Genomic DNA, 17,177 nt, shown 5'->3' with positions numbered 1-17,177 from the left:
GTGCTCCGGCGCCCTGGTGAGACGCCACAGCTGCGGCAAGGAAGCGTGGCGCGCGGCTATTCCCGGACCGTCGATTTCGACTCAACTACAGCCGGATATGAGCCGGACGGCTCCTGCGGCGCCCCGGCCTGTGGCAGTCTGGTGGCGGCCGTCCCACCGGGCTCCCCCGTACCGGTGGGGCGGTCCTCGTCTCCTGCGACCGGGCGGCGCGAGGCCGTGTCAGCCGCCGTCCCGCTCCGGGGCCCGGCCCGCGTAGTAGGTGGCGACCATGTCCTCGCCGCCGTGTCCGTCCGCCTCGGCGCGCTCGAAGCGGGCGGCCGACGCTGCGGTCAGGTCCAGCCGGACACCGGCCTGTCCGGCCGCTTCGAGAATGAGCCGGGTGTCCTTGAGGGCCGTGGACAGGGCGAAGCTCGGCGTCAGATCACCGTCCAGAACGGCGGCGGACTTGCTCCGCAGGTAACCGGAGTCGAGCGGCCCGCCCTTGACGACGTCGAGGAACGTACGCGGATCGACGCCCAGCCCCTCGGCGAGGTTCAGGCACTCCGCGACGCCGCCCACCATGTTGATCACCCAGGTGTTGATCACGAGCTTGAGCCGGGAGGCCGCTCCCGGTTCCTCCGCGACCCAGACCGTGCGCTGACCGATCGCCTCCAGCACGGGTTCGGCCACCGCGCGGGCGGCGGAGGGTCCGGAGACGAGGACGGTCAGCGCGCCCTGCTCGGCGGGCTGCCGGGTTCCTGAGACCGGGGCGTCGAGGTGGATGAGCCCGAGGTCGGCGGCGCGCTGGGCCAGTTCGACGGCGCCGTCCGGCCCGACCGTGGAGGTCTGCAGCAGCACCTGGCCCCGGTGCAGCCCCTCCGATGCGGCGGTGAGCGCGGCGGCGACGGCCGTCGTGTCGCTGAGCGCGGTGAGCACGAGGTGAGCGCCGCGCACGGCCTCGGCGGCGGTCTCGGTGACGGTGGCGCCGTCGGAGGCGAGCGGTGCGGCCTTGGCCTGCGTACGGTTCCAGGCCCGGACCTCCAGACCGGCGCGGAGCAGGCTGCGGGCCATGGCCGCGCCCATGATCCCGGTGCCGAGTACGGCGACGACCGGCTGCTGCGGTGCTGCGGGGACTGCTGAGGTCATGGGGTTCCCTTCGTCGGCCGCGCGCCGGGCCCGGTGCGCGGCGGCTTCGGCTTCTCAGGGTTGCCGGGACGCGCCCTCCAGCACGGCAACGTGCACGGCCCTGGCGAGTCGCGCGCCCCAGCGGGAACGCGGACCCGCGAATGGTTCGCCCGCGCCGGTGGCCGGGGTGGGGGCGGGCGCGGCGATGCAGACGGCGTCGGTGGGGGTGCCGGAGCAGTCGAGCCCGGCGTCCAGGAGCGCCTGCACCTTGGCTTCCGTGGCGGTGGCGACCGCGTTGACGAGGGCCGCGTCGGACAGCGGCACGGGGAGCGTGACGACGATGTTGACGGTGCCTGGGGGCGGCGGACCGTCGATGCCTTCGGCGGGGACGGCGGCCCAGCCGCGTACGCCGAGGCCGCAGGTGGCGGTCGCGCTCACGCCCTCGTCGGCGGCGACCGTGTACGCGGTGACGTCGGCGGCGGTCATCAGTCCAGCGCCGGGGCCGGTGAGGTGCGCGGCGGCGGCGATCTCGGCCAGGTGGCGGTCGGGGTCCACGCGCGGGTAACCGCCGGGCACCTGGGCGTTGAGAATCCAGTCGCGCGGGCCGATGCCTCCGCCCAGCACCGCGCTGCTGCACACCCGCCACCCCGGCCCCAGCCGCCACACGAGGTGGTGCAGGTCCAAGCCGTTCTCGCGCCGGGCCAGCAGCTCTCCGCGCTGTTCGGGGAGCCGGATGCGTACGGAACGGATGGGGCACCCCCGGTGGCGCGGCAGGACGTCGGTCGGCATGGTCCCGCCGATCATATGTGCCGGGCAGGGGGTCCACGGGTGCCGCCCCGCTCCCCGTTTCCCGGCGCTCCCCGACCCGGCCCGTTCACTCGTTTGGCGTAGTGGGCGCGGAAGGCCCGCAACCGCGTGATGCGGGGCCTGCGCCCGTCCGAGGCGGATGTGGCGCGCCGACTCCGGTGGCCGGGCGGTTGCAGCGCCCATCCGGGTGAGGCGCGATGGAATCCGGACGCGCCTTCTCTGCTGGACCCACCCACAGGACGCGCCCGGGCGAGGAGGAATCGGACATGGGAGCCGCTGACGGTTTCACGGATTCCGGAGAGCTCGACGGCCTGACGGTGTACGACACCGAGGGCGAGAAGATCGGCAATGTGGGCCGGGTGTATGTCGACGACAACACCGGCCGCCCGGACTGGATCACGGTGAAGACCGGCCTGTTCGGCATGAAGGAGAGTTTCGTGCCTCTCGCCGGAGCCCGTCGAGTGGGCTCCGACCTGCACATCTCCCACCCGAAGGACCAGGTCAAGGAAGCTCCCCGGGTCGACGCGGACGCGCATCTGTCCGTGTCGGAGGAGGAGGAGCTGTACCGGCACTACGGCTTGACCCGGAACACCAAGGGCAACCTCGGTGACCGCGCCGGGACCGGCACCGGAGCCGGCGCACCGACCACCACGGGCACCGGCACCATGGGCGCGGCGGGCACCGGCGCGGCTGCGGGAGCCGGGGCCGGGGCCATGGGTGCGGCCGGCAGGTCCGGCAACGACCGGACGCAGGCGGCCGGCACCGGGAAGCACCGGGACACCGACCCGGCGGGCACGTCCCGTCCGCTGGCCGGAGCCGGTGCGGGCACCGCACGGTCCGCCGCCGACCCGGGTGGCAAGGAGGAACTGGTCCGCTCCGAGGAACAGCTGCACATCGGCACCGAGGAGTACGAGAGCGGCAAGGCCCGTCTGCACAAGTACGTCGTCACCGAGAACGTCACGCGCAGCGTGCCCGTCTCGCACGAAGAGGTGCGGGTGGTCCGTGAGCCTCTGCAGCCGGGCGACAGGACGACCGGCCGCGAGGACCTCGCGGAGCAGGACGTGGAGGTCACACTGCACGCCGAGCGCGCCACCATGCGCAAGGAGGCCGTCCCGGTCGAACGCGTGCGGATGGAGACCGAGAAGGTGACGGAGCAGAAGGAGGTCTCCGCCGAACTGCGCAAGGAGCAGATCGACTACGCGGACGGCACCACCAAGGGCGGAAAGGACATGGGCGGAAAGGACACGGGCGGCGAGTTCGGCCGGGGACGCCACCGCTGACCCCCGCCGCCGTACCGGCCGTACCGCGTGAATGAAGAGCGAGGGGCGGACCCGCAGCCGGGTCCGCCCTCTCGTGTGTCCCCCCGGGCCGGGTCCGGCTCAGGGGCGGGATGCGGCCCAGGCGTACGACGTCCCGACGCTCAGCTCGTCCTGTGTGACTGCGCGATGGCCGACGACCGCGCCCCGGGGGCAACCGCGCGCCGACCGACGGCGGCCAGTGGGTCGCCGTCGGGGGTGACCACGCCCGTGTGCGGGATCAGTGGCCGTGGCCCGCCCGTCCTCCTCAGCGCTGTGCGTCAGTTCCGGTTTCGCACCGGATTCCCTGACCCATACGTGGAGTGCGACTGGCTGCGGGCACGCCACCACGAGCGTCGGCGCAGCTCAGCCCCGGTACGGCCGGTGGCGGACGGCCCCGTCCGCCACCGGCCGGCGGGCCGGTCACGGGCGCCGGAGCGCCACCACGGCGTTGTGCCCGCCGAAGCCGAAGGAGTGGCTGACGGCCCGGCCGACGGGGCGCACCAGCGGCTGCTTGGTGACGCAGTCGATGTCGAACCCGGGCGCGGGGGCGTCCAGGTTCGCGACGGGCGGGATCACCCCGCGCTGGAGCGTGAGGATCGTCAGCCCGGCCTCGATCGCCCCGGCCGCTCCCATGCAGTGGCCCAGCACGCCCTTGGGTGCGGTGACGGGGGGCCGGTGCGGGTACATACGGCTGATGAGCGCGGCTTCGGCGGCGTCGTTGCGCTGGGTCGCGGTGCCGTGCGCGTTGATGTGCTCGACCTCCTCGGCCCGCCAGCCCGCGTCGCGCAGCGCGGCCTCGACGGCGGCCCGGGCGATCCGGCCGTCGGGGTGCGGACTGGTGGGGTGGTGGGCGTCCGTGGTGGCGCCGGTGCCGGCGATGAGGGCGCGGGGTTCGGCGCCCCGGGCCTCGGCGTCGTCCGCGCGTTCCAGCACCATGACGGCGGCGCCCTCGCCCATGACGAGCCCGGCCCGGTCGGCGGCGAAGGGCCGGCTGAGCCGGGAGAGGTCGCCGTCCGCGCGGGCGGCCGCCCCGGACCTGGCGAATCCGGTCATGGCGATCGGGAAGACCGTCGATTCGGTGGCTCCGGCGATGGCCAGGTCGCACTGCCCGGTGGCGAGCAGGTCCCGGGCGACGGACAGCGCGGTGACGCCGGACGAACAGGCCGTGCAGGGGGCCATGCTGGGGCCGGTGGCCCGCATCTCGATGGCGATCTCGGCGGCGGGCATGTTGGGGATGGTCAGCAGGACTCCGGCCGGCGAGGTCGCGTCCGGCCCCCGCCGTTCCAGCACCAGCGCCTGGTCGGTGAGGTGCGCGGAGCCCCCGCTGCTGGTGCCGACGACGACGGCGACCCGGCTGCCGTCCCAGCCGGCCGGGTCGAGCCCCGCGTCGGCGACCGCCTCGCGTGCGGCGAGTACGGCGAACTTGACGTATCTGCCCATGCGGAAGGCCGTACGGCGGCCGACCGCCGCGTCCAGGTCGATGCCGTCGACCATGCAGGCGAAGTCGATCTCGCACCCTTCGAGGGCGGCGACGGTGCGGGCGGGGCTGACCGCGGCGCACACGCCGTCCCAGGTGGACTCGGTGTCGTTGCCGACCGGGGTGATCATGCCCAGCCCCGTGACGGCGATGGCCGGTGTCTTCATCGGGTGGTGCTCACCGGGGCCCCGCCGTCGGCCGACGCGTGGAGGAACTCCGTGAGACCGGCGAGGGTGGTCTGCCGGTGCAGGGTGGCGGTGTCCAGCTCGACCCCGGTGGTCTCCCTGAGGACGACGGCGAACTCGGCGACCGCGAGGGAGTCCATGTCCAGGCTGTCCATGGTGGATTCCGGGAGGATCTCGGCCACGGGCACCTTGAAGGTACGGCTGAGTACGTCGGTGATCCGGGGGTGAATCGTGCTCATGGTCTTCCTTTCCTCATGCCCATCCGGTGGGGGTGTGCGGGCGGCGGCGCGCACCGCCCGACGCCGGAGTAACTGGGCGGCGCCGCTCCGGTTACGCCTTGCGGCGAACCGATTCGCCACCGCCCCCTCGCGGCGCCCCGCACCAGCGCGCGAACAGGGCGACGGTGGTCCAGTAGGCGAGGAGTACGGCGCCTGCCGCGAGGGCCTGGACGGCGTCCGCCACGCGGCTCGGCCGTGCGCCCCTCATCGCCCCTCCCCCGCTTCCCGCCGGGCGGCGTCCGTGTGCCAGTGGGCGTCCGGGTCGTCGTACGCGTCGGCGTAACGGGCCCCCGTGATCGGCCAGTCGGCGAGCACCTCCTCGGGGAAGGCGAAGGACTCGGCGAGTTCCGGCAGCCGGGGCGCCACCGCGGCGACGAGCTGTTCGGTGCACTCGGTGAGGCCATCGACCTGGCCGGCGCTCAGGTGGCCGGCCGCGAGCAGGTCCCCGCTGTTGCGCGCGACCCAGCCCAGGGCGAACAGCCGGGCCAGTTCGTCCAGCCGGTCGCGCTCCGCCCCGGCGGGCAGGGCGTCGACCGCGTCCGCGTACGCCTCGGCCGCCTGCCGGTAGGCGTGCGCCTCGACCCCGCGCAGCGCGGGCCCGGACGCCGCGTTCCACCGCTCCAGCGGGTCGCCGTGCGCCACCGGCGCCATCCGCGCCGCGGCGCGCGCGAACCGGATCTCCTCCACCCGCTCCAGGAGCCGGACCAGGAACCGGAGGTCGGTGAGGTCGCCGGTCGACGGATTCGCGGCCGGCTCGCCGGGGGGCCCGGCCGTGGCGGCGAAGACCATGGCGGCGGCGGCCCTGGCGTGGACGGCGAGGTTGTCGCCCTCGGCGGTGATGGCGCCCTCCACCCCGGTGACGAGTGCGGTCATCCCGTTGTTCTCCAGCAGCCCCTGGGCGCCGCAGCGCTCCCGGCTCTCGACGATCACTTCACGGGCCCGCCAGGTGATCCACCCCTTGGCGATGTCGACCAGACGTTCGACCGCCTCGCGTTCGGCCGCGGGCCCCGTCGCGGCCTTCTCCCAGCGGTCCAGGACCCTTCGGTGCAGCAGGCTCATGGCGAAGACGGTGGCCATGGCCTCGGCGAGCGGGCCGTGGTGGCTGCGGTGGGCGATCACCGGCAGCCGCGGGGAGCGGCGGCCCGCGGAGACGTACCGGTGGCCGCCGTAGCGCACGGCGACGGCCAGCGTGGCGCGGGCGGAGCCGACGGCGCTGGCGCTCATGCAGATGCGGCCCGTGACGACCCGTGCGATCGAGGCGAGGAAGCGGCGTCTGCGGCCCTCGGTGGCGCTGCGGAACACCCCGTCGTCGTCGATCCGCCCCTGCGGGCCGGTGAGCAGGGCCTCGCGCCCGACGAAGACCCGGTCGAAGGAGGTCAGGCAGTGGTCCACGGGGCTGCCCATCCGTGCCGGAAGCCTGCGGACGCGGACGCCGGGCAGCGGACCGGTGGCGTCGGTGAGCGGCACCAGCAGGAGGAAGACCCCGTGGTCGGTGCCACCGGCGATGAGGCGGGCGGCGACGAGCCCGGACTTGGGACCGCCGGCCGGGCCGGTGTTGGGCATGAACTTCTGGGCGCCGCAGTGCGGGGTGTGCACGACGAACCCGTCGCGTACGGGGTCGTAGGCGGCGGTCGTCTCGACGGCGGCGGCATCGTTGCCGTGGGCGACCTCCGTACACAGGAAGGTCCCGGTGCGCCGCAGCAGGAGGTAGTCCGACAGGTCGCGGGGGCGGCCGGTGTCGTGGTCCAGGAGGCTGCCGAGGAAGAGATTGTAGTGGATTCCGGCGATGGTGGCGAGCGCCGGGTCGACGGGCGCGAGCCATTCGTGCAGCGCGGCCAGGGCCCGGGGGTCGGAAGCCGGCCGGGCGGCGCTGTCCAGGGCGTCGTTGAGCGTGTGCAGACGGGCGTACGCGCGTGCGAGGCGTTCCTCGGGGGTGCCGCCCGCCGCCGGGCCGGCGGGCAGGCGGAACGGTTCGGTGGCGATGAGCCGGCGCCAGAAGCCGTGCTCGCGGCGGGCGTCCGGGCCGAGGAGTACGGAGGTGAGCGGACGGGCGAGGGGTTCGGCGCCGGCCCCTGGGGCGTCGGCGCTGTCGAGTGTGGTGGTCATACACGGGGGAACGACCGGCACACCGTCAGGACACCGTGATCGCGCAGTTGTTCACCTGTCGGCGTGCCGGACCTGTTCGAAGGCGAGCGCGACATTGTGTCCGCCGAAGCCGAAGGAGTGGCTGACCGCCCGCTCGACGTGCTGGCGTCGCGGCTGCTCGGTCACGCAGTCGATGTCCCACTCGGCGGGCGGGGCGTCCAGGTTGGCGATGGGCGGCACGACGCCGTGCTCCAGGGTCAGTACGGTGGCGGCGGCCTCGATCGCGCCGCCGGCGGCGAGGGTGTGCCCGATGACACCCTTGGGGGCGGTCACGGAGGGGCGGTGGGGGAAGAGTCGGGCGATCAGCCCGGCCTCCATCGCGTCGTTCAGCGGGGTCGAGGTGCCGTGGGCGTTGATGTGGTCGACCTCGTGGGCCGCCCAGCCCGCACTGTCCAGGGCCTCTTCCACGGCGCGCCGGGCGCCGTGGCCGCCGGGGTCGGGCGCGGTGGGGTGGTGGGCGTCCGTGGCGGCTCCGGCCCCGGCGAGGACGGCCCGGGCCCTGCCTCCCCGGGCCGCCGCGTGCCCGGCCCGCTCCAGGACGAGTACGGCGGCGCCCTCGCCCAGGACGAAGCCGTCGCGGTCGGCGGCGAAGGGCCGGGACGCGGCGGCCGGGTCGCCGGTGCGCAGGGACAGCGCGCCCATCTGCGCGAAGGCCGTCACCACCAGGGGGGTCAGTACGGATTCGGCGCCGCCCGCGACCACGATGTCGCACCGGCCGGCGGCCAGGAGGTCGTGTGCGGTGGCGAGGGCGGTGGCGCCCGAGGCGCAGGCCGTGGACGGGGCGAGGCTCGGGCCGTGCGCCCGCAGGTCGATGGCGATCTCGCCGGCGGCCGCGTTGGGCATCATCATCGGCGCGAGGAGCGGGGAGACGGCCTGCGGCCCGCCGTGGTCGAGCCTGCGGACGTTGTCCACGAGGACGGAGACCCCGCCCACGCCGACCCCGAGCACGACGCCCACCCGGTCACCGTCCCAGCGCTCCGGACGCAGTCCGGCGTCGGCGACGGCCCGGCGCGCGGCGACCAGGGCCATCTTCACGAACCGCGCCATCCGCCACCCGGCCCGCCCGCCGACGGCCTCGTCCAGGTCGGTCCCGTCGGCCCGGCAGGCGAAGTCGGCGGGCAGCCCGGCCAGTTCCCCGCAGCGCCGGGCCACCGACTCACCCGCGCACAGGCCGGCCCAGAAGGTGTGCTCGTCGGCGCCCGCCGGCGTCACCAGGCCGAGGCCCGTCACCACGGTCGTGTTCTCGTCCCGCGTCATGCCGCGGACCTCCCCTGCCCCTCGTCCGACTCCACTGACGGGGAAACGCCGCAGGCACCCCCGAGGGTGCGGGCAGGTGGCCCGAACGTGTCCTTCCGGATGGCGGGGGCGCCGGGTGGCGGGCCGTTCAGCCCCGGCCGAGCGCGTCCCGGAGTTCCGCCTCGTCGGGCGGGTTGGCGCCGGCCCTGGCCACGGTCACGGCCGCCGACGCCGCCGCGTGACGCAGGACGTCGCCCACGGCGTCCCGGGCCGGGGAGCGCAGCCGCCGCCGGCCGGCCGCGCCGAGCATCCCGAGGGCGGCCAGGGCGTGCAGGGCGCCGGACATGAAGGCGTCGCCCGCCCCCACCGTGTCGACCACCTCGGCGGGCAGCGCGCCGACCTCCACCCGTCCGTCGGGCAGGACCGCCGTGGCCCCCTCGCCGCCCCGGGTGACGAGGACGACGGCCGGTCCGGTGGTGAGCCACCGCTCGGCGGCCCCGACCGGGTCCTGGCCCGGGTACAGCCAGTCCAGGTCCTCGTCGCTGGCCTTGACCACGTCGCTGAGGGCCACGCAGCGCTCGACCCTGTGCACGGCGGCGGCGTGGTCCCCCATCAGGGCGGGCCGCACGTTGGGGTCGTAGCTGATGGTGGCGGCCGTGCGCAGCGAGTCGACGGCGGCCAGGACCGTGGCCGCCCCGGGTTCGGTCACCGCCGCGATCGACCCGGTGTGGACGTGCCGGGGCTGCCGGTCCAGGGCGACTGGGCCGAGCGTCCAGGTGACCTCGAAGGCGTACGTGGCCCGCCCCTCGCCGTCCAGGGTCACGACGGCGGACGGGGTGGGGTCCGGGGCCCCGTCCGTACGCACCTCGACGCCGCCGTCGGCCAGGTGGGCGCGGATCAGCCGCCCGTTGTCGTCCGGGCCGAGCTGGGTGAGCAGGGTCGCCTCGTGTCCCAGCCTGGCCAGGCCGTGGGCGACGTTGGCCGGGCTGCCCCCGGGGTGGACCCGGTCGGGGGCGCCGGGAAGCCGGACGATGTCGGCGACGCATTCACCGATGACCAGGAAGTCGGTTCGCTCGGGCATGAGGGCGGGGTCTCCCGGGGTGCGGTGGCGGGCTGATCGGGGCGTCCGGGCGCCGCGCGGCGTTCCGGACACCCGAGCACCCTCGCACGCTCCACGGTCCTGCCGCACCGGCGGGCGCGCGCCGCGTCGCCCCCGTGTCGTCAGGTGTCCAGGGCGTCGGCCACGAGCTCCAGGAACCGGGCGTGGGCGTGCGCGCTGCACACCGGTTCCGGGTTCCACGGCACCACCCTGGCCTCGCCCGCGACGGCCGCCCAGCCGACGTTGTCCCGGAGCTCGTCCAGCGGTGTGGCGTTGGACCGGATGTCGGCGAGGACCACGGCGGGGCGCAGAGCGGCGGCCTGCGCGTAGGCGGTCGTGGACCAGTTCGCCCCGGGTCCGTCGGCGGGTTCCAGCAGGTTGACGCCCAGTTCGCCCAGCACCCGAAGCTCGGGCCACATGCGGGGGCGGGCCAGGTGCGCCTGATCCTGGCCGGCCGGTGACAGGGCGAGGACCGCCGCCCGGTCCGGGCCCGTGGTGAGCGCGCGCAGCCGGTTCCTCGCGGCGTCCAGCTCCCGGGTCGCCGCCGCGGGCTCCTCGGCGCCGAGCGAGCGGGCCAGCTGGGCGAACCTGTCACCGATCTCGGCGAGGGTGCGCGCCTGGCCCACGTCGATGACGACGACCGGGACGTGGCCCTCCAGGTGCTTGGCGGTCTCCGGGTCGAGGCCGTAGACCTGGCCGCCGCCGTAGCTGACGGCGACGACGAGGTCCGGTGCGCCGCTCAGTAACGCGTCCGCGTCCAGGGTGGGGCCCGCACCGGCGTACGCGATCTCGTCCAGGGGCAGCGAGCCGGTCTTCGCCGCGTCCGGCGCTGCGGGGTCGTCGTGGCCGGAGCCGAACAGCCCGGCCGGCCGTATCCCGTGGTCCCACAGGGTCGCGCCGGCCTGGATATAGGCGAGCACCCGCTGCGGGCGCTCCTCGCGGGCCGACAACTGCCCGCGGTCGTCGGTGAACTGCCACACGGTCCGCTCCCTCACGTCACACGCCTCCCACCCGGAACGCGCCGCCCGGCGGCGGCGGTCACCGAGTACCTGCCCAGCAAATCCCGGCGGCACCCTCCGGTGTGGCGAAAGGTCCTACAAATCCGCCGCCGTACCGCGTACCAGGTAGGTGACGGGCCCCGGGTCCGGAACGTCGATCTCGGTGAAGCCGAGCCGGTCGTAGAAGGCCCTGGCCGGGGTGTTGGCGGTGAGCATGGACAGGTGGACGCCCGCGACCCCCTTGGCGTTCAGGGCCGCGAGGAAGGTGCGCATCAGGTCCCTGCCGTACCCCTTGCGCTGCCAGTCGGGCAGCAGGTCGATGTGCAGGTGGGCGGGGTGGCGGGCGAGTTCGGGCAGGACCATCCGCTCGGGGCTGTACAGGAGGGCGGTCATCTCGTCGCTGGGGCTCCGCGGCGGGCCGTCGGGGCGTGGGTAGCGGTCCTCGACCTGGGGCAGCCACACCTCGCGGAACTGCTGCGCGAAGCGCGGTGTGTCGGCGGTGCCGAGGATGTATCCGACCGCGCGGCCGGTGCCGTCGTCGAGGACGAAGGTGAGGTCGGGTTCCAGGAGGGCGTAGGGCGTGGCGAAGATCGACGGCACCAGTTCGCGGTCGGGGTACAGGTGCCGGGCGTCGCTGCCGCCCGCGGCCGTGCGTATGCAGATGTCCGAGAGGGCCGCGCGGTCGTCGGGGTGGTAGGGCCGTGGGCCGGGAAGCAGGGTCACGGGCTCATCCTGCCGATTCTGAGAGCGCTCCCACAAGGGCCGGGGGGATCTTCGGAAGGAGGCTTCACCGCGAGTGGCCGCACCCGGTCACGGGCGCGGCCACGGGCCGGACGGTTCTCAGAGGTTGACGGCCGTCAGGAGGACGACGGCGTCCTCCAGGGCGAGCAGCCCGTGCCGCTCCTGCGGGATCGGGTGCAGGCGGCCGGGTGTCAGTTCCACGTCCCCGGACGCGGCGGTGAGCCGGACCGAGCCGCGCAGCACCTGGAGCGAGGCGGCCGGCGGGGCGTTGTGCTCGTCGAGCGCGGACCCCGAGGTCAGGGCGATCACGGTCTGGCGCAGCGGGTCCTGGTGGAGCAGGAGGTGGGCGCTGCGGCCGTGCGGGGAGGTGCGGGCGGCGGCCAGGTGCTCGGCGGCGAGGGCATTCAGATCGTTCGGAGCGTCCATGTCCCCACTGTGCCGCAGCCCCCGGTCGGCCGCGAACCTGCCACGCGGCCCCGGTCGCGCTCCCACGCGGCCGGGACCGTGCGCCGGTGTGCGGCGGTGGCGCCGTCAGGCGCGCAGCCACACCGCCGTGTCCTGCGGGAGGCGTCCCGTGTCGTCCAGCGGGCCGCTGGCGAGCAGCACCGCGGTGTGCGGGGGCAGACTCGCGGCCTCGGCGGCCAGGTTGACGACGCACAGGAGTCCGCCGGTCCGGGCGAAGGCGAGCACCCCGGGCGCGGCGTCCAGCCAGGTCAGGCGCTGGATGCCGGGCTCCCCCGCGGTCTCGAAGCCGGGCTCGGTGCGCCGCAGCCGCAGGGCCTCGCGGTAGAGGCTGAGCATCGAGTCCGGGTCCTGGCTCTGGAGGTCAGCGGCGTACGCGGACCAGCCGTCCGGCTGCGGGAGCCAGGGGTCCGTGGTGGCCCCGAATCCGGCGTACGGTTCGTTCGCCGCCCAGGGCAGCGGGACGCGGCAGCCGTCGCGGCCCGGGTCGGTGCCGTTCTTGCGGAAGTGCATCGGGTCCTGGATGCGGTCCAGCGGGATGTCGGCCTCCGGCAGCCCGAGTTCCTCGCCCTGGTAGAGGTAGGCCGCGCCGGGCAGGGCGAGCGAGAGCAGGGCGGCGGCGCGGGCCCTGCGGGTGCCGAGGACCAGGTCGGTGGGGGTGCCGAAGGTCTTGGCGGCGAAGTCGAACCCGGTCTCCGCGCGGCCGTAGCGGGTGACGGTCCGGGTCACGTCGTGGTTGCACAGCACCCAGGTGGCGGGAGCGCCGACCGAGGCGTGCTCGGTGAGGGTGTCGTCGATGGCGGTCCGCAGCAGCCCGGCCTCCCAGGGGCAGGCCAGGAAGTTGAAGTTGAAGGCGGTGTGCAGTTCGTCGGGGCGCAGGTAGCGGGCGAACCGCTCGGTGTCGGGGAGCCAGACCTCGCCGACGAAGACCCCGCCGTACTCGTCGGCTATGGCGCGCCAGGAGCGGTAGATGTCGTGGAGTTCGTCGCGGTCCACGAAGGGGTGCGGGTCGGTGCCGATGACGAAGTCGGGCAGTGCGGGGTCCTTGGCGAGCAGGGCGGCGGAGTCGATGCGTACGCCGGCGACGCCCCGTTCGAACCAGAACCGCAGCACGTCCTCGTGCTCCTGGCGGACCGCGGGGTGGGCCCAGTTGAGGTCGGGCTGCTGGGTGGCGAAGAGGTGGAGGTACCACTCACCGTCCTCCAGCCTGGTCCAGGGGGTGCCGCCGAATTCGGAGACCCAGTCGTTGGGGGGGATCTCGCCGTTCGCGCCGCGTCCCTTGCGGAAGTGGAAGAGGTCGCGCTCGGGGCTGCCGGAGCCGGCTTCGAGGGCGGCGCGGAACCAGGCGTGCTGGTCGGAGACGTGGTTGGGCACGATGTCGATGATGGTGCGGATGCCCAGTTCGCGGGCCTCGGCGATCAGCTTCTCGGCTTCGGCGAGGGTGCCGAAGGCGGGGTCGATCGTGCGGTAGTCGGCCACGTCGTAGCCGCCGTCGGCCAGCGGCGAGAGGTACCAGGGGGTGAACCAGAGGGCGTCCACGCCCAGTTCCACGAGGTAGGGCAGCTTGGCCCGTACCCCAGCCAGGTCGCCGGTGCCGTCGCCGTCGCCGTCGGCGAAGCTGCGTGGGTAGATCTGGTAGATGGCGGCGTCGCGCCACCAGTGTGCGGTGGCCTCGGACGGACGGTTGGCTGCCACGTGGCGTTCCTTTCGGGCAGGTGGTACTCCGCCGCCGGCCCGGCAAGCGGGGCAGGATGGGAGGGCCGGCGGCGGAGTGCTGAGGGGAAGGCGGCTTGGGGGCGTGCCCCCGGGGCGGATGTCAGCCCTTGAGGCCGCCCGCGGTCAGACCGCTCATGATGTTGCGCTGGAAGAGCAGGAAGATGAGCAGCGTCGGGATCGACGCGATGGTGAGGGCGGCGATGAGCACGTTCTCGGGTACGCCGCTGGCCAGTGAGTAGATGCCCACGTTGAGGGTCTGCTTGCTCGGGTCGGGCAGGGTGAGCATCGGCCAGAGGAAGTCCTTCCACACGCCGACGACGGCGAAGATGGAGACGACTCCGAGGATCGGGCGGGAGATGGGCAGGACGATCGAGCGCAGGGTGCGCAGGGGTGAGGCGCCGTCCATGGCGGCGGCGTCGAGGAGTTCGCCCGGGATGGAGTCGAAGAACCGCTTCAGCAGGAAGATGTTGAAGGCGTTGGTGACCGACGGCAGCCAGATCGCCCAGGGCGAGTTGACGAGGTTCCGCTGGAAGACGGGCACGTCCAGGATCGTGAGGTACTGCGGGACGACGAGCACGGTGGCGGGGATCATCAGGGTGGCCAGCATCATGCCGAGGATGACCTTGCCGAACACCGGCCGCAGCTTGGACAGCGAGTAGGCCGCGGCGACGTCGAAGATCAGCTGGAAGGCGAGCGCTCCGAAGGCGTAGTACAGGGTGTTGAAGAGCAGCTTGGACAGGTCCATCACGGTCCAGGCCTGTTTGTAGTTCTCGGTGTGGATGGAGCTGGGGAAGGCGGTGGGCGGGCTCTGCACCACTTCCTGGGTGGTCTTGAGGCCACCGGTGACCATCCAGTACAGGGGGCCGAGGAAGACCACCGTGAACAGGATCACCACCAGGGCGAAGACGATCCAGTAGAGGGCTTTGCCGCGGGATCTGCCGAGCTGCGCCGGCGAGATCAGGGTGCGCTGGCGGCCGCGCTCGGCGGTGATCTCGGTCCTGCGCCGTGCGGACTTGCGTGCGGTGCTCCCGCGCCGGGAGACAAGCGTGTTCGATGCCATGGTCGTGCTCCCGTCCTAGTCTTCGCTGCTGCGGCTCAGTCGTACGTACACCGCGGAGAAGCCCGCGAGGACGACGAGCAGGACGAGGCCGAGTGCCGCCGCGCTGCCGTAGTTGTTGAAGTTGAAGGCGTACTGGTAGATGAGGTAGACGACGGTGGTGGTGGAGCCCTCGGGGCCGGCGCCGTTGGTGAGCAGGAACGGTTCGGTGAAGACCTGCATCGTCGCGATGATCTGCATGAGCAGCAGGAGCGAGAGGATGAGCCGGGTCTGCGGGATGGTGACGTGCCAGATCTTGCGCAGCAGCCCCGCTCCGTCGAGTTCGGCCGCCTCGTACAGCTCGCCCGGGATGCCCTGGAGGGCGGCGAGGTAGATGAGGGTGGCGCCGCCCATGTTCATCCAGGTCGCCGCGATGACGACGGAGAGCATCGAGGTGCTGGTGTCCTGGAGCCACTGCTGTTCGGGCAGGTGGAAGATGGCCAGGATGCGGTTGAACAGGCCGTAGCCGGGGTCGTAGAAGTACTTGAAGAGCAGCACCGAGGCGACCGGCGGCAGCATCACGGGGAGGTAGACCAGGAGCCGCAGGTAGCCCTGTCCGTGCCGGAACTCGTTGAGCACGACGGCGACGACGAAGGGCACGACGAAGCCGAGCAGCAGCGCGAGGACGGTGAACAGAAGGGTGTTGCGCCAGGCCTGCCAGAAGGCCGGGTCGTTGAAGACGTACGTCAGGTTGGACCAGCCGGCCCAGGTGGTGGTGCCGTCCTCGTTCTTCTGGAAGGCCAGGATGAATTCCCGGACCATCGGATACCAGGAGAAGAGCGTGAAGCAGAGGACCGCTCCGATGAGGAAGCCGTGGGCTGAGATGTTGCGGCGCACGGCGCGCAGGAACTCCTCGCGGGCGGAGTCCCGGCGTGCGGGGCCTGGGTGTCCTGGGCGAGGCCCGGTCGCCTTGCGGGAGGACAGGGTAGGGGCCGACATGGTGTCTCCTCGGTGCCGGTGAACGTCGAGCGCAGTACGCGGACGGGGTGCGGATGCGGGGCCGGGTCCGCGTGACCCGGCCCCGCGCGTCCGTTACTGGTTCGCCAGAACCTGGTTGACCTGCTGCTCGGCGTTGGAGAGCAGCTTGTCGACGTCCGCGTTCTTGTTGGTCAGGACGCCGGACATGGCGTTGTCGAGGATCTTGTAGATCTCCTGGGCCTTCGGCGGCTCGGCCTTGCCGGGGACGGGGTTGTCCATGAAGGCCTTGAAGTTCTCGACGGGCATCGTCGCGTTCTCGGTGCGGGACGCGTCGTCCTTGGTCTTGCTCTCACCGAGGAAGAAGTTCGGCTGCGGGAGGCCGACGGGGAGCTTGTCGGCCTTGGTGCGGGCCCAGTCGAACTGGCCCTTGCCGGGGGTGAGGTTCTTGAAGTTGAGCCAGGCGATGGCGGCCTTGATCTGGTCGGGCGAGCTGCCCTTCTTGATCAGGTAGTTGTTGCCGCCGAAGAGGGTGCCCTTGGCGCCGGGGATCGGGCCCAGGCCGAAGGTCTCGTACGTGGCGCCGAGCTGCTGCACCATGTAGGCGATGTCGTCGGGGGCGGCGAGGAACATGCCCAGCTTGTCGCTGGCTATCTGCTTCTGGAGGTCGCCCCACTTGAGCAGCTGGGTCTTGCCCATGCTGTCGTCCTCCCAGCGCATGTCGTGCAGCTGCTGGAGGACCTGCTTGCCGGTGGCGTTGTTGAAGGCCGCCTTCTTGCCGGAGGCGTCGACGATGTCACCGCCGAGGCCGAACTGGGTGGCGGCGAAGTGCCAGCCGCCGTTGTTGCCGGCGCTGTACTCGCCGTAGCCGGAGATGCCCTTGCCCAGGCCTGCGATCTTCTTGGCGGCGGCCCGGACCTCGTCCCAGGTGGCCGGGGGCTTGTTCGGGTCGAGACCGGCCTGGGTGAACAGCTTCCGGTTGATCATCAGGCCCATGGTGTAGTTGCTGGTCGGCAGGCCGTAGAGCTTGCCGTCCTTGCGGGCCACGTCGACGACCTGGGGCTGGATGTCCTTCAGCGCGGGCACCGTCTTGTCGGTGACGTACGCGGAGATGTCCTCGGCCCCGTCGTTGTCCAGGACCTGCTGGAGGTCGCTGAAGTACGCGTAGAAGACGTCGGGCTGCGACTTCCCCTTGAGCATGGCGGTGAAGCGGGGGGGCTCGTTGCACTGGCCCGGGGTCGACTTCCCGTTGATCTTGACGTTCGGGTACTTCTCGTTGAACGTCTTGATGTCCTCGTTCCACTCGCGCAGCTCCGCGGCCTTGGCCGCCGGCGGCATGCAGTCGATCGAGATCGTCACCTTCGTCTTCGGGTCCAGCGGAGCCGCAGGGTCGGACGACCCCTTGGAGGAACTGCTCGAGTCGTCGTCCTTGCTGCTGCTCGTGCCGCAGGACGCGAGCGAGGTCAGGGCAAGTGCGGTGACAAGGGCAGCCGCGGAAACACGGCTGATACGGCGTGTGCGGCGCAACCCAGCACTTCTCATCGATGGTCCCCTTTGGGCATGAGCGTGGATGGCCCTCGGCCGACTGACTGCCGGGGCGAGGCACACTCAACCAGCGTC

16 protein-coding genes and 1 pseudogene are annotated in these 17,177 nt (G+C 72.9%); 1 reads left to right on the top strand and 16 read right to left on the bottom strand.

Annotated features, from left to right (window positions below; translation table 11 throughout):
• Positions 1 to 219 precede the first annotated feature (219 nt).
• Positions 220 to 1,125, bottom strand: coding sequence for an NAD(P)-dependent oxidoreductase (locus E6P78_RS05920; protein ID WP_136202428.1), 906 nt, complete (start codon positions 1,123 to 1,125; stop codon positions 220 to 222).
• A 54-nt stretch (positions 1,126 to 1,179) separates the two neighbouring features.
• Positions 1,180 to 1,893, bottom strand: coding sequence for an adenosylcobinamide amidohydrolase (locus E6P78_RS05915; RefSeq protein WP_240799080.1), 714 nt, complete (start codon positions 1,891 to 1,893; stop codon positions 1,180 to 1,182).
• 284 nt (positions 1,894 to 2,177) lie between these two features.
• Here E6P78_RS05915 and E6P78_RS05910 point away from each other — a divergent pair, with 284 nt between their 5' ends.
• Positions 2,178 to 3,191: a PRC and DUF2382 domain-containing protein gene (locus E6P78_RS05910; RefSeq protein ID WP_136202427.1), complete on the top strand. Its 1,014-nt coding sequence runs from the start codon at positions 2,178 to 2,180 to the stop codon at positions 3,189 to 3,191.
• A 106-nt stretch (positions 3,192 to 3,297) separates the two neighbouring features.
• Here E6P78_RS05910 and E6P78_RS33260 read toward each other — a convergent pair.
• The 14 genes and pseudogenes from E6P78_RS33260 to E6P78_RS05845 form a co-directional block, all read right to left on the bottom strand.
• Positions 3,298 to 3,451, bottom strand: a pseudogene (locus E6P78_RS33260) (ABC transporter ATP-binding protein); the annotation flags it as partial.
• Between the two features lie 178 nt (positions 3,452 to 3,629).
• Positions 3,630 to 4,853: a beta-ketoacyl-[acyl-carrier-protein] synthase family protein gene (locus E6P78_RS05900; RefSeq protein WP_136202426.1), complete on the bottom strand. Its 1,224-nt coding sequence runs from the start codon at positions 4,851 to 4,853 to the stop codon at positions 3,630 to 3,632.
• Entirely contained in the window at positions 4,850 to 5,110 is a 261-nt protein-coding gene (locus E6P78_RS05895) for an acyl carrier protein (RefSeq protein ID WP_136202425.1), read from the bottom strand. The genes E6P78_RS05900 and E6P78_RS05895 overlap by 4 nt, the downstream gene beginning before the upstream one ends.
• Before the next feature lie 91 nt (positions 5,111 to 5,201).
• Positions 5,202 to 5,357: a hypothetical protein gene (locus tag E6P78_RS32685; protein ID WP_168712569.1), complete on the bottom strand. Its 156-nt coding sequence runs from the start codon at positions 5,355 to 5,357 to the stop codon at positions 5,202 to 5,204.
• On the bottom strand, positions 5,354 to 7,255 hold the full coding sequence (locus tag E6P78_RS05890; RefSeq protein ID WP_136202424.1) for an acyl-CoA dehydrogenase: 1,902 nt from the start codon (positions 7,253 to 7,255) through the stop codon (positions 5,354 to 5,356). Before E6P78_RS05890 ends, E6P78_RS32685 begins: the two co-directional genes overlap by 4 nt.
• A 51-nt stretch (positions 7,256 to 7,306) precedes the next feature.
• Positions 7,307 to 8,551, bottom strand: a complete 1,245-nt coding sequence (locus E6P78_RS05885) for a beta-ketoacyl-[acyl-carrier-protein] synthase family protein (RefSeq protein WP_136202423.1) — start codon at positions 8,549 to 8,551, stop codon at positions 7,307 to 7,309.
• 127 nt (positions 8,552 to 8,678) lie between these two features.
• Positions 8,679 to 9,611, bottom strand: a complete 933-nt coding sequence (locus tag E6P78_RS05880; RefSeq protein ID WP_136202422.1) for a carbohydrate kinase — start codon at positions 9,609 to 9,611, stop codon at positions 8,679 to 8,681.
• Positions 9,612 to 9,751: 140 nt separating this feature from the next.
• The gene (locus E6P78_RS05875) at positions 9,752 to 10,624 is read right to left on the bottom strand and encodes an ABC transporter substrate-binding protein (protein WP_136202421.1); all 873 of its coding nucleotides are present in this window, start codon (positions 10,622 to 10,624) and stop codon (positions 9,752 to 9,754) included.
• 99 nt (positions 10,625 to 10,723) lie between these two features.
• Complete coding sequence (locus E6P78_RS05870) at positions 10,724 to 11,350, bottom strand: GNAT family N-acetyltransferase (protein WP_136202420.1); 627 nt, start codon at positions 11,348 to 11,350, stop codon at positions 10,724 to 10,726.
• Positions 11,351 to 11,467: 117 nt separating this feature from the next.
• Positions 11,468 to 11,794, bottom strand: coding sequence for a cupin (locus tag E6P78_RS05865; RefSeq protein ID WP_136202419.1), 327 nt, complete (start codon positions 11,792 to 11,794; stop codon positions 11,468 to 11,470).
• Positions 11,795 to 11,899: 105 nt separating this feature from the next.
• Positions 11,900 to 13,525, bottom strand: coding sequence for a glycoside hydrolase family 13 protein (locus tag E6P78_RS05860; RefSeq protein WP_136202418.1), 1,626 nt, complete (start codon positions 13,523 to 13,525; stop codon positions 11,900 to 11,902).
• A gap of 121 nt (positions 13,526 to 13,646) precedes the next feature.
• Positions 13,647 to 14,606 (bottom strand): carbohydrate ABC transporter permease, encoded by a 960-nt coding sequence (locus E6P78_RS05855; RefSeq protein WP_206307733.1) that lies wholly within the window; start codon positions 14,604 to 14,606, stop codon positions 13,647 to 13,649.
• A gap of 15 nt (positions 14,607 to 14,621) precedes the next feature.
• Positions 14,622 to 15,581, bottom strand: a complete 960-nt coding sequence (locus E6P78_RS05850; RefSeq protein WP_136202417.1) for a sugar ABC transporter permease — start codon at positions 15,579 to 15,581, stop codon at positions 14,622 to 14,624.
• 93 nt (positions 15,582 to 15,674) lie between these two features.
• Positions 15,675 to 17,099, bottom strand: a complete 1,425-nt coding sequence (locus tag E6P78_RS05845; protein WP_136202416.1) for an extracellular solute-binding protein — start codon at positions 17,097 to 17,099, stop codon at positions 15,675 to 15,677.
• Positions 17,100 to 17,177 lie beyond the last annotated feature (78 nt).

It is taken from the genome of Streptomyces sp. A0958, from assembly GCF_004795035.1.
Classification (GTDB): Bacteria; Actinomycetota; Actinomycetes; order Streptomycetales; family Streptomycetaceae; genus Streptomyces.
This window is presented reverse-complemented; position numbering and strand designations above follow the sequence as displayed.